This is a genomic window from Pseudomonas sp. I3-I5, from assembly GCF_022699445.1.
Classification (GTDB): domain Bacteria; phylum Pseudomonadota; class Gammaproteobacteria; order Pseudomonadales; family Pseudomonadaceae; genus Aquipseudomonas; species Aquipseudomonas fulva.
In genome coordinates this window covers 2,975,145-2,989,301 of the sequence record NZ_CP093940.1, presented here as the reverse complement: position 1 = coordinate 2,989,301, position 14,157 = coordinate 2,975,145, and the positions used below count along the sequence as shown (strand labels likewise).

The following is a 14,157-nucleotide window of genomic DNA, read 5'->3' as shown; positions in this document are numbered from 1 at the left end:
CACCGGGCTGCGGCCCAGCAACAGGGCGCCGAGGAGCAGGCGCCGCTGCTGTGGCACGCCACGGTCGAGCGCGGCCAGGCCCTGACCGCGTTGTGCGAGCAGGCCCAGCGCAGCCTCGACCTGCACCAAGGGCCACTGCTGCGGGCTGTGCTGGCGGAGCTGGACGATGGCAGTCAGCGGCTGTTGCTGGTGGTTCATCACCTGGTCGTGGACGGTGTGTCCTGGCGCATTCTGTTCGACGATCTGCAGCAGGCCTACTCGCAGTGCCTGGCAGGCCAGGCGCTGTCGCTGCCGGCCAAGACCACGGCCTACAAGCATTGGGCAGAACGCCTGCAGGCACTGGCCAAAACCCCGGCCCTGGCCGAGCAGCTGCCGTACTGGCAGGCGCAGGTCGAAGGCGCCGTCGACGACCTGCCAGGCGCACGTCCTCACGCCAGCCTTGAAAAGCGCCATGCCTGTACGGTACACACGCGCCTGGACGACACGCTGACCCGGCAACTGCTGCAACAAGCCCCGGCGGCCTACCGCACCCAGGTCAACGACCTGCTGCTGACCGCGCTGACCCGCGTGATCTGCCGCTGGACCGGGCAGGCTTCGGCGCTGATCCAGCTTGAAGGGCACGGCCGTGAAGACCTGTTCGACGATGTCGACCTGACCCGCACGGTGGGCTGGTTCACCAGCGCCTTCCCGGTACGCCTGGACAGTGCAGGTGACGTGACCGACGCGATCAAGACCGTCAAGCAGCAACTGCGCGCGATCCCCGACAAGGGCATCGGCTACGGCGCCTTGCGCTACATGGGCAGCGCCCAGTCGCAGGCAGCCTTGAACGGCCTGGCCGAGCCGCGCATCACCTTCAACTACCTGGGCCAGTTCGACGGCAGTTTTGCCAGCGATCAAGGCGCCCTGTTCGTGCCAGCCAGCGAGGACGCCGGCGCCGAACAGGGCGCCGAGGCGCCGCTGGGCAACTGGCTGAGCATCAACGGCCAAGTGTACGCAGGCCAATTGCGCTTGGGCTGGACCTTCAGCGAAGCGATGTTCGAGCGCACTGACATCGAGCGCTTGGCGCAGGATTACGCACGCGAGCTGAACCAGCTGGTCGCCCACTGTCTGCTACCGGACAGTGCCGGGGTGACGCCTTCGGACTTCCCGCTGGCCATGCTCGACCCGTCACAACTGGACGCCCTTGGCCTGCCTTGGGCGGACGTTCAGGACCTGTACCCGCTCTCGCCCATGCAGCAGGGCATGCTGTTCCACAGCTTGCTGGAGCAGCAAGGGGGCGACTACATCAACCAGCTGTCGGTCAGCGTCCAGGGGCTGGCGCCTGAGCGTTTCCGGGAGGCCTGGCAGGCGGTGGTGCAGCGACATGACATATTGCGCAGCGGGTTCCTCTGGCAAGGCGGGCTGGTCCAGCCGCTTCAGTGGGTGCGCAAGCAGGTGCAGTTGCCATGCCGTGAAATTGACCTACGTGGCCATGAAGACCTTGACGCTGCACTGACGCGCCTGGCCGATGCCGAACGCGAGCAAGGCTTCGACCTGGCCCAGGCGCCACTGCTGCGCCTGACGCTGGCCCGCACGGGGGATGATCGTTATCAACTGATCTATACCAGCCATCACATCCTGCTCGACGGCTGGAGTAATTCGCAGTTGCTCGGCGAGGTGTTGCAGCACTACGCAGGCCAGGCGGTACACAGCCTCAATGGGCGCTACAGCGACTATATCGGCTGGCTGCAACGCCAGGACAAACGGGTCAGCGAGGCTTTCTGGCGCACGCAGTTCGCCACCCTTGACGAGCCGACCTGGCTCAGCCGTGCGCTCAAGTGCGCCGCCACCGGCCAGAGTGGGCAAGGCGAATTCAAATGGCGCCTGGACGCTGCGATCACCGAACAGTTGCACGGCTTTGCCCGTCAGCAGAAAGTCACCCTCAACACGCTCGTGCAGGTCGCCTGGCTGTTGCTGTTGCAGCGCTACACCGGTCACGACAGCGTGACATTCGGGGCTACGGTGGCGGGCCGGCCTACGCAATTGCAGGGCATCGAGCAGCAGATCGGCTTGTTCATCAATACCTTGCCCGTGGTCGCGCAGCCTGAACCGCAACAAGCGCTGGCGGATTGGTTACAGACCGTACAGGGCATCAACCTGGCACTCCGGGACCACGAACACAGTGCACTGAGTGATGTGCAGCGCTGGGCCGGGCAGGGCGGCGATGGATTGTTCGACACCTTGCTGGTCTTCGAAAACTACCCCGTGTCCGAGGCGCTGCAGCAGGGCGGCGTCAGTGACCTGCACTTTGGCGACATGCACAGCCATGAGCAGAACAACTACCCGCTGACGCTGAGCGTCAGCACCGGGGCCGACCTGTTGTTGCATTACAGCTATGACGCTGCGCAGTTCAGTGCCGAGTGCATTGCCCAGGTTGCAAGCCAACTGGCCCATCTCCTGGCGCAGATGGCCGACGGCTCGCCCCAGCGTTGCCTGGGCGAGCTGAAGCTGTTCGAAGAGGGGCGTCAGCGCGCCCCGGTGCAGGACTGGGGCATGGCCGCCGGTGAGTACCCAAGCCTGGCGCCTGCCCATGTGCTGTTCGAGCAGCAGGCCCGGCGTGTTCCGAACCACACTGCGCTGATCACTGAAACCACCGAGCTGACCTACGCCCAGCTCAACGCAGCGGCCAACCGCCTGGCGCACCGCTTGATCGCCCAAGGCGTGGGCCCCGACGTGCTGGTCGGCATCGCCGTCGAGCGCGATGCGCCGATGGTCGTTGCCCTGCTGGCCGTGCTCAAGGCAGGCGGCGGCTATGTACCGCTCGACCCGAAATTTCCCCAAGAGCGCTTGCAGCAGATGGTCGAGGACAGTCGCATCGCGTTGCTGTTGACCCAGTCGCACTTGCGCGAAACGCTGGCACTGGACGCGCAGGTGCAGTGCCTGCTGCTGGATACGCCTGACGACGGCAACGGCTCCGCCAGCGACCCGCTCAACCGCGTGCACGCCGACAACTTGGCCTACGTGATCTTCACCTCCGGCTCGACCGGTCGGCCGAAGGGCGTGGCCATCAGCCATGGTGCCTTGACCCGCCACGCCTTCGTGGCCCAGTGGTATTCCGATATCCACGCGTCCGATTGCGTGCTGCAATTTGCCACGTTCAACTTCGATGCCTTCGTCGAGCAGCTGTACGCCCCGCTGGTCTGCGGTGCCACCGTGATGCTGCGCGGCAATGAAATCTGGGACAGCGAGACGTTTTACCAACGGGTGCTGGCCCACGGCATCAGCGTGGCCGACTTGCCGACCGCGTACTGGAACCTGCTGGCAACCCAGTTTGCCAGCGTAGGGCCACGCGACTACGGGCAACTGCGTCAGATTCATGCGGGCGGCGAAGCCATGCCCCCTGAAGGCATGGCCGCCTGGCACAAGGCCGGCCTGGGCCATGTGCGTCTGCTCAACACCTACGGCCCGACGGAAACCACGGTCACCTCCACCACGCTCGACTGCACTCCATACGTGCTGGGCGAACAACCCGTGCCTCACACCTTGCCGATCGGCACGGCCTTGCCTGGTCGGGAGATCTACCTGCTGGACGATGCCGGGCAACCGGTACCGACCGGTGTCGTGGGTGAGCTGGTGATCGGCGGCGAGTTGCTGGCCCGTGGCTACTTCGGCCGCAGCGCGCTGACCGCCGAGCGCTTCCTGCCCGACCCGTTCGCCGGCAACGGCGGGCGCTTGTACCGCACGGGCGACCTGGCGCGTTACCGCGCCGATGGCGTGATCGACTACGTCGGCCGGGTGGACCATCAGGTGAAGATCCGTGGCTTCCGCATCGAGCTGGGCGAGATCGAGACTTGCCTGCTGGCCCAGGCCGGTGTCAGCGAGGCGTTGGTCGTGGCACAGCCTGGTCCGAACGGGCCGCAACTGGTTGCTTACCTGGTTGCAGATGCAGACGTGCAGGCGTTGCGCGAAGCGCTCAAGGCGAGCCTGCCGGACTACATGGTTCCTGCCCATGTCATGCTGCTCGATCACATGCCGCTGAGCCCGAGCGGCAAGATCGACCGCAAAGCGCTGCCGCTGCCCGAGGCCTCCAGCAACCAGGCGTTCATCGCCCCCCAGACCCCGCTCGAACAGCAACTGGCGCGTATCTGGCAAGACGTGCTGAAGCTTGAGCGGGTCGGGGTGGACGACAACTTCTTCGAGCTGGGCGGTGACTCGATCATCTCCATTCAGGTGGTCAGCCGGGCCCGTCAGCAGGGGCTGCACTTCACGCCCAAGGAGCTGTTCCAGCACCAGACCCTGCGCGCCCTTGCCAAGGTCGTGCGCAATGCCGACAGCGCGGTGCAGATCGACCAAGGCACCGTCCTCGGCGGCATGCCGCTGCTGCCGGTGCAGCACAGCTTCTTCAGCGAGGTCATTGCCCAGCGTCACCACTGGAACCAGTCGGTGCTGCTGGTACCGCGCACAGCACTTCAGGGCGTTGCACTGGAGCAGGCGTTGCAGGCGCTTGTGCAACATCACGATGCGCTGCGCCTTACCTTCAGCGAAGGTGAGCAAGGCTGGTTGGCCGAACATGGCGAGCCGGTGATGGCGCTGCTGTGGCAACGCCAGGTGGCCGATGCCCAGGCGCTGACCGCCCTGTGCGACGATGCCCAGCGCAGCCTGGACCTGGCCGAGGGCCCGCTGCTGCGCGCCGTGCTGGCCACGCTGGCCGACGGCAGCCAGCGCTTGCTGCTGGTGATCCATCACCTGGTGGTCGATGGCGTGTCGTGGCGCATCCTCTTCGAGGACCTGCAACAGGCCTACGCGCAATGCCTGGCCGGGCAGCCCGTGAAACTGCCGAGCAAGACCACGGCTTACAAGGCCTGGGCGCAGAAACTGGAGGCGCATGCCCACAGCCCGGCGCTACAGGGGCAGAAGGACTACTGGATGGCACAACTGCGCGGGCAGCGCGCAGACCTGCCGGGCGTCAAGGTCGATGCAGGCATGCAGGGGCACCACGCCCAGACTGTGCAGACCCGCCTGGATGCCCAGCAAACCCGTCGCCTGTTGCAGCAGGCGCCTGCAGCCTACCGCACCCAGGTCAACGACTTGCTGCTGACCGCCCTGGCGCGTGTGATCTGCCAGTGGACAGGCGAACAGGCCGCGCTGATCCAGTTGGAAGGCCATGGGCGCGAGGAGCTGTTCGACGACGTCGACCTCACCCGTACCGTGGGTTGGTTCACCAGCGTGTTCCCGGTGAAGTTGCCCGTGTCCAGCGACCTTGGCGACACGCTTCGCCAGGTCAAGGAGCACCTGCGCGGCATTCCCGACAAGGGTGTCGGCTACGGTGTCCTGCGCTACCTGGGGGACGCTGCCACACGCGAGGCCTTGGCGGCGCTGGCGACACCGCGTATCACCTTCAACTACCTGGGCCAGTTCGACGGCAGTTTTGCTGGCGACGATGACGCCTTGTTCACCCCCGCCACAGAAAAGCGCGGCCGTGAGCAAAGCCCGGACGCACCCCTGGACAATTGGCTGGTGCTCAACGGGCGCGTATACGACGGTTGCCTGAGCCTGGACTGGACGTTCAGCCGCGAGCAGTTCGATGTGCAGGCCATCGAGGCCTTGGCCGATGCCTACGGCGCACAACTGCAGGCGCTGATCGAACACTGCCTGGCCCCTGATGCAGGTGGCGTGACGCCCTCCGACTTCCCCCTGGCCGGTCTGGACCAGGCGCAGCTGGACCAGCTTGCGGTGTCGGCGGCCAACCTCGAGGACATCTATCCACTGTCCCCGATGCAGCAAGGCATGTTGTTCCATAGCCTGTACGAGCAGGGCAGCGGCGATTACCTGAATCAGATGCGTCTGGACATCGGCGGGCTCGACCCGCAGCGTTTTCGCAGCGCCTGGCAGGCCACCCTCGACGCCCACGCCATCCTGCGCACCGGGTTCAACTGGCAGTTCGAGCAGGCCGTGCAGATGGTCATGAGCCGGGTCGAGCTGCCGTTCCGCCTGCTGGACCTGCGCGACGACCCCGCTGCAAAAGCCACCCTCAACGCACTGGCGCAAAGCGAACTGCAACAAGGCTTCGAGCTTCACACCGCGCCGCTGCTCAGGCTGGTACTTGCACAGACCAACGCGCAGGACTATCACCTGATCTACACCAGCCACCATATCCTGATGGACGGCTGGAGCACCTCGCAGCTTCTGGGCGAAGTGCTCCAGCGCTATGCCGGCCAGCCGGTGACCCATGGGCCTACGCAGTACCGCGACTACATCGGTTGGTTGCTGCGTCAGGACCGTCAGGCCAGCGAAGTGTTCTGGCGCGATCAATTGGCTTGTCTGCCGGCGCCGACCCTGCTTGCACAAGCCTTGAAGCCGGCAACGCGCAGCACAGGTCAACATGATCATTACCACCGGCTGGACGAACATCACACCCAGCGCCTGAATGCCTTTGCGCGCCGTCACAAAGTCACCCTCAACACCGTCATCCAGGCGGCCTGGCTGTTGTTGCTGCAACGCTACACCGGGCACAACGGCGTCGTGTTCGGGGCCACCGTCGCCGGACGCCCGGCGGCGATCAGCGGCGTGGAGCAACAGATCGGCCTGTTCATCAACACCTTGCCGGTGGTGGCCAGCCCCCAGGCAGATCAGCCGCTGCAAGCGTGGCTGCACGCGCTTGTGCAACTCAACCTGGCGCTGCGCGAGCAGGAGCACACCCCGCTCTTCGATATCCAGCGCTGGGCCGGGCAGGGCGGTGAAGCACTGTTCGACAACATCCTGGTGTTCGAGAACTATCCGGTTTCCGAGGCGCTGCAAGCAGCGCCCGTGGACCTGCGCTTTGGCAGCATCGATAACCATGAGCAGAGCAACTACCCGCTGACCGTCAGCGTAAACGCCGGGTCCACCGTGCTGCTGCACTTCACCTATGCGGGCGAGGCGTTCGATGCCCCGGGTATCGCGAGCATCGGTGACAACCTGGCCCACTTGCTCCTGCAAATGGTCGAGGGGGCCGACGGGCTTTGCCTGGGCGATCTGACCCTGCTGGACGACGGGCGTCAGCGCGCCCCGGTGCAGGACTGGGGCATGGCCGCCGGTGAATACCCAAGCCTGGCGCCTGCCCATGTGCTGTTCGAACAGCAGGCCCGGCGTGTTCCGAACCACACTGCGCTGATCACTGAAACCACCGAGCTGACCTACGCCCAGCTCAACGCAGCGGCCAACCGCCTGGCGCACCGCTTGATCGCCCAAGGCGTGGGCCCCGACGTGCTGGTCGGCATCGCCGTCGAGCGCGATGCGCCGATGGTCGTTGCCCTGCTGGCCGTGCTCAAGGCAGGCGGCGGCTATGTACCGCTCGATCCGAAATTCCCCCAAGAGCGCTTGCAGCAGATGGTCGAGGACAGCCGCGTCGCGTTGCTGTTGACCCAGTCGCACTTGCGCGAAACGCTGGCACTGGACGCGCAGGTGCAGTGCCTGCTGCTGGATACGCCTGACGACGGCAACGGCTCCGACAGCGACCCGCTCAACCGCGTGCACGCCGACAACCTGGCCTACGTGATCTTCACCTCCGGCTCGACCGGTCGGCCGAAGGGCGTGGCCATCAGCCATGGTGCCTTGACCCGCCACGCCTTCGTGGCCCAGTGGTATTCCGATATCCACGCGTCCGATTGCGTGCTGCAATTTGCCACGTTCAACTTCGATGCCTTCGTCGAGCAGCTGTACGCCCCGCTGGTCTGCGGTGCCACCGTGATGCTGCGCGGCAATGAAATCTGGGACAGCGAGACGTTCTACCAGCGGGTGCTGGCCCACGGCATCAGCGTGGCCGACCTGCCGACCGCGTACTGGAACTTGCTGGCAACCCAGTTTGCCAGCGTAGGGCCACGCGACTACGGGCAACTGCGCCAGATTCATGCGGGCGGCGAAGCCATGCCCCCTGAAGGCATGGCTGCCTGGCTCAAGGCCGGCCTGGGCCATGTGCGCCTGCTCAACACCTACGGCCCGACGGAAACCACGGTCACCTCCACCACGCTCGACTGCACTCCATACGTGCTGGGCGAACAACCCGTACCTCACACCTTGCCGATCGGCATGGCCTTGCCTGGTCGGGAGATCTACCTGCTGGACGATGCCGGGCAACCGGTACCGACCGGTGTCGTGGGTGAGCTGGTGATCGGCGGCGAGTTGCTGGCCCGTGGCTACTTCGGCCGCAGCGCGCTGACCGCCGAGCGCTTCCTGCCCGACCCGTTCGCCGGCAACGGCGGGCGCTTGTACCGCACGGGCGACCTGGCGCGTTACCGCGCCGATGGCGTGATCGACTACGTTGGCCGGGTGGACCATCAGGTGAAAATCCGTGGCTTCCGCATCGAGCTGGGCGAGATCGAGACTTGCCTGCTGGCCCAGGCCGGTGTCAGCGAGGCGCTGGTCATGGCGCAGCCTGGCCCCAGTGGGCCGCAACTGGTGGGCTATGTGGTCACGCAGGTGGCCGTGGCCACGCTGCGCGAAGCGCTCAAGGCGAGCCTGCCGGACTATATGGTGCCGGCTCACCTGATGGTGCTCGACGGCCTGCCATTGAGCCCGAGCGGCAAGATCGACCGCAAGGCGCTGCCCCAGCCCGAGGCTGCCAGCAGCCATGCTTTCGTCGCCCCGCAGACAGCGCTCGAACAGCAGTTGGCCACAGTCTGGCAAGATGTGCTGAAGCTTGAGCGGGTCGGGGTGGACGACAACTTCTTCGAGCTGGGCGGTGACTCGATCATCTCTATCCAGGTGGTCAGCCGAGCGCGGCAGCTGGGGCTGCACCTGACCCCGAAAGCGTTGTTCCAGCACCAGACCCTCCGGGCCTTGGCCCAGGTCGTTGGCACGGCAGGCACAGCCTTGCAGATCGATCAGGGTGCGGTCACCGGCACCACGCCGTTGTTGCCGGTGCAGCACAGCTTCTTCAGCGAAGCCATCGCCCAGCGTCACCACTGGAACCAGTCGGTGCTGCTGGTGCCGAGCGCGCCGCTTCACGGGGCTGCGCTCGAGCAAGCGTTGCAGGCGTTGGTGCACCATCACGATGCCCTGCGCCTGCGCTTCAGTGAAGGCGATCAGGGTTGGCAGGCCTGCCACGGCGACAACGCCCAGGCGCTGCTGTGGCAACGCGAGGTAACCGATGCCCAGGCACTCACTGCCCTGTGCGACGGTGCCCAGCGCAGCCTGGACCTGGCCGACGGCCCGCTGCTGCGCGCAGTGCTGGCCACCCTGGCCGACGGCAGCCAGCGCTTGCTGCTGGTGATCCATCACCTAGTGGTCGATGGCGTGTCGTGGCGCATTCTGTTCGAGGACCTGCAACAGGCTTACCAGCAGTGCCTGACTGGGCAGCCGCTCAGCCTGCCGGCCAAGACCAGCGCCTACAAGGCCTGGGCAGAACGCCTGCAAGCCCACGCCCAAAGCGAAACCCTGCGCCAGCAACTGAGCTACTGGCAGGCCCAACTGCAGGGCTTTGCCCAGACGCTGCCTGGCGAAGATGCCCAAGGCAGCCAGCAGGTGACCGACGCCCATACCGTGCAGGTTGAACTGGATGCAGCGCTGACCCGACAACTGCTTCAGCAGGCGCCGGCCGCTTACCGCACCCAGGTCAACGACCTGCTGCTGACCGCGCTGGCGCGGGTGATCTGCCACTGGACGGGCGAGCACGCGGCATTGATCGAGCTGGAAGGCCACGGCCGCGAGGCGCTGTTCGACGACGTCGACCTCACCCGTACCGTAGGCTGGTTCACCAGCCTGTTCCCGGTGAGACTGCCGGTGGCGGGGCCAGTGGGGGACACCATCAAGCAGGTCAAGGAACACCTGCGCGCCATCCCGGACAAAGGCATTGGCTTTGGTGTGCTGCGTTATCTGGGCGATACGGCTACCCGCCAGGTATTGACCGGCCTGTCGCAGCCACGCATCACCTTCAACTACCTGGGCCAGTTCAGCGCCAGCGCCGCCGGTGAGGACGATGCGCTGTTCGCCCCGGCCGCGGAAAGCGGCGGGCGCCAGGTCAGTGATCAGGCGCCGCTGGGCAATGCCCTGACCATCAACGGGCAGGTGTTCGAAGGCGCCCTGAAGCTAGACTTCACCTTCAGCCGCCAGCGGTTCGCCGCGGGCATCATCGAGCACCTGGCGCATGCCTACGTGAGCGAGCTGCGTACGGTCGTTGAGCACTGCCTGGCCTTGGAACACCTCTGCCTGACCCCGTCCGACTTCCCGCTCGCGGGGCTGAGCCAAGCACAGCTGGACCGTTTGCCGGTAGCGGCCGAGGCTGTCGAAGACCTGTACCCGCTGTCGCCGATGCAGCAGGGCATCCTGTTCCACACCCTCGAAGCCGCCCAGCAGGGGCTGTACGTCAGCCAAACCAGCGTGCAGGTACAAGGGTTGGATAACGCCCGCTTCCTCGCGGCCTGGCAGCACATGGTCGATCGCCATGAAATTCTGCGCACCGGGTTCTGGACCGAAAGCCACCTCAACGAGCCATTGCAATGGGTGGCCAAGCGTGCCGAACTGCGTGTGCGCGAGCTCGACTGGCGGGGTCGCCCGGTCAGCGCCGCCGACCTGCAAGGCCTGGCCGAGCAGGACTACGCCCGCGGCTTCGACCTGCTGCAGCCGCCCTTGATGGGCCTGACCCTGGTGCGCCTGGATGAGGGGCGCCAGCAACTGATCTGGAGCAGCCACCACATCCTCATGGACGGCTGGAGCCACTCACGCCTGCTGGGTGAGGTGTTCGCCGTGTACGGTGGACAAGCACTGCCCGGCAAACGCGGCAGCTACCGCGACTATATCGCCTGGCTGGCCGCCCAGCCCCAGGCGCAGATGGAACACTTCTGGAAAGACAAGCTGGCCGGGCTCGAAGGGCCCACCCTGCTGGCCACCGGGTTGCATCCAGCGCCCGTCGCCGAGGCCGACGGCTACGACGCGCTGTACTTGAACTGGGACGCCGCGCAAACCCGGCAACTGCGTGATCAGGCCCAGCGCCTGCGGGTCACACCCAACACGCTGATCCAGGCAGCCTGGCTGCTGCTGCTGCAACGCTACACCGGGCAAGCGCGCGTGTGCTTCGGCGCAACCGTCGCCGGTCGTCCGGCAAACCTGCCGGGTGCTGAAGACATGCTGGGCTTGTTCATCAACACGCTGCCGATCATCCAGGCGCCTCTGCCCGAACAGCGGGTGGGGCAGTGGTTGCAGGCCCTGCAGGACTACAACGTGCAGGTGCGCGACTACGAGCACGTGTCTTTGGCCGATGTACAGCGTTGGTCCGGGCAAAGCGGACAGGCGTTATTCGACAGCATCGTGGTGTTCGAGAACTATCCCCTGGACGAGCGCCTGCAAGACGCCGGCGAAGACGGCTTGCGCTTCGGCGCCAGCGAAGGCCGCGACGTGACCAACTATGCCATGGACCTTGCCGTGCACCTGGATGACACCTTGAGCATCGAGTTCCTGTACTGGCGCAGCCGCTTCAGCCACGCTGCCTGCCAGGGCATTAGGCGCAGCTTCGAGCGCTTGCTCCAAGCGCTGCTGGGCGACCCACTGGCCGCCATCGGCAGCCTGCCCATGCTCGATGCCGACGCTGAGCGGCAGCAGGCCGAGGCCAACCGGCTGGTCGCCAACCCGACCCGCACGCCGCTGCTGCAGCGCATCGCCGGGCATGTACAGGCCCGTGGTCAGCAGGTGGCGGTCAGCTGCGCCGGGCAGTCCCTGACGTATGCCGAGCTTGAAGCGCGCGCCAACCGCCTGGCCGTGGCCCTGATCGACGCCGGTGCTGCCCCGGAGGTACGTGTCGGGGTGGCGCTGGAGCGCTCGGTAGACATGATCGTGGCCTTCTATGCGGTGCTCAAGACCGGCGCTGCGTATGTGCCTGTCGACATCGATTACCCGCGCGAGCGGGTGCAGTGGATCATCGAGGACTCAGCCATGCGGCTGCTCATCAGCCAGGCTAGCGTCAGCGAACGTTTGCCAAGCGCCGAAGGGGTCGACACGCTGCTGCTCGAATCGCTCGCGCCGGTGCAGGCGCAGGTCGCCCTGCCGGCGGTGGTGATCGACGAAGACAACCTGGCGTACCTGATCTACACCTCCGGTTCGTTGGGCAAGCCCAAAGGCGTTGCGGTCGCCCGCGGGCCGCTGGCCATGCACTGCCAGGCTATCATCGAGCGCTATGGGATGAGTGAGGCGACCCGCGAGTTGCTGTTCATGTCGTTCGCCTTCGATGGCGCCCAGGAGCGGTGGCTGTCCACCCTGGCGGCCGGTGGTCAGCTGGTGGTGCGCGACAACCGTCTGTGGACGCCCGAGGAAACCTGGCAGGTGCTGCATGAGCAGGCCATCACCATCGCCTGTTTCCCGCCTGCGTACCTGCAACAGTTGGCCGAATACGGCCAGGCCTTCGATAACCCGCCACCGGTGCAGATCTACTGCTTTGGCGGCGACGCCGTGGCCGATGCCAACTTCGAATTGGTCAAGCGCACCCTGCGTCCAAGGCTGCTGACCAATGGCTACGGCCCCACCGAGACGGTGGTCACACCGTTGCTGTGGGTGGTCGATACCGACCAGCGCTGCGAGGCGGCCTATGCGCCGATTGGCACACGGGTGGGTGAGCGTACCCTGCACATTCTCGATGCCGGCCTTAACCCATTGCCCGACGGCGTGCCAGGTGAGTTGTACATCGGCGGGCAAGGGCTTGCGCGGGGCTACCATGCTCGACCAGGCCTGACGGCCGAGCGATTCGTGGCCGACCCCAGTGGCAAGGGTGCGCGCCTGTACCGCACCGGCGACCTGGTGCGCCGCCGGGCAGACGGGGTGATCGACTTCCTTGGCCGCCTGGATCATCAGGTCAAGATCCGGGGTTTTCGTATCGAGCTGGGCGAAATCGAGGCCCGCTTGCGCAGCCAACCCCAGGTGCGCGATGCGGTCGTCGTGGCCCGTGACACCGAAGGCGGCAAGCAACTGATCGGTTATGTGGCCACCAGCAGCCCGGCGCTACAAGGCGAGGCGCTGCGCATGGCATTGCAACAGGGCTTGCCTGACTACATGGTGCCCAGCCAGATCCTGGTGCTGGAGCACCTGCCGCTGAGCCCCAACGGCAAGGTTGACCGCAAGGCGCTGCCAGACCCGTCCTTCAAGGGTCGCGAGTACGTGGCGCCGCGCAACGCCCTCGAAGCCGGCCTTGCCGCGATCTGGCAAGAGGTGCTGGAGCTGGAGCAGGTTGGGGTGACGGACAACTTCTTCGAGCTGGGCGGCGATTCCTTGCGCACCCTGAAGGTGCTGTCCAAGGTGCGCAATCAACCGGCGTTGGGCGTTGAGCTGAAGCTGCGCGACATGATGAGCAAACCCACCATCGCCGAGTTGTCCGGTTACGTGGACGACGCCGTGGCAGTGCTTTCACCGCTGCTGCCGCTCAATGGCCCGGTCGCGCAGTGCGAGCCCCTGTTCTGTCTTCACGCAGGGTTCGGCACCGTGTTCGACTATGAGCCTCTGGCGCGACGGCTGGACGGGGTGCGCCAGGTCATCGGCGTGCAGTGCAGGATGCTGCTGGACAAGCACTGGCAGGACAGCTCGCTGGAAGCCATGGCCCAGGACTACGCAGGGTTCATCCGCGAACAGCAACCACAAGGGCCGTACCACTTGCTGGGCTGGTCGCTGGGCGGGCCGTTGGCGCTGCTGGTGGCCCGTGTGCTGGAAGGGCAGGGCCAGTGCGTGCACTTCGTTGGGCTGGTGGACAGCTTCGTGCCCGGTGACCACGGGCCGGAAGACGACCTGACCGAAGAGCTGCGCAACTTCTTGTCCATCATCCTCGACCAGCCGCCCGAAAGCCTGCCGGCGTTCGACCTGTCTGACGACGGCTCCCACCCGGCCCTTGAAGCGCTGGTAGCGCAAGTGCAGGCCCACGTGCTGGGCAGCGGTGATTCACCGCGCTTCGCTGCCGAGGAACTGGTGCATGCCTTTACGGTGGCGCTGCGCCTGAAGGCGCTGTCGCGACGCCTTGCGCCGCTGCCCGCCATCGAGTGCCCGGCCAGCTTCTGGTGGGCAGAGGACGGGTACCGCGCACCGGCTCAAGCTTATCAACGGCGGTTCAGCCAGGACGATGCAACGCTCATCCACGCGTCGCACTTCGAGATCCTCAAGCAGCCCCAGCTGCTGCGCGAGGTGTGCGAGTGCCTGGACACGACCACCGAAACCCAAGGGCGCGCGTGA

1 protein-coding gene (cut by a window edge) is annotated in these 14,157 nt (G+C 65.9%); it reads left to right on the top strand.

All coding sequences use genetic code 11. The features are described from left to right. A protein-coding gene (locus MOP87_RS13320) for a non-ribosomal peptide synthase/polyketide synthase (protein ID WP_242809625.1) crosses the window boundary here: on the top strand, positions 1–14,157 show its 3' portion. It extends 3,531 nt beyond the left edge of the window; 14,157 of the gene's 17,688 nt are visible here — the last part of the coding sequence; its start codon lies beyond the left edge, outside the window; it ends in the stop codon at positions 14,155–14,157.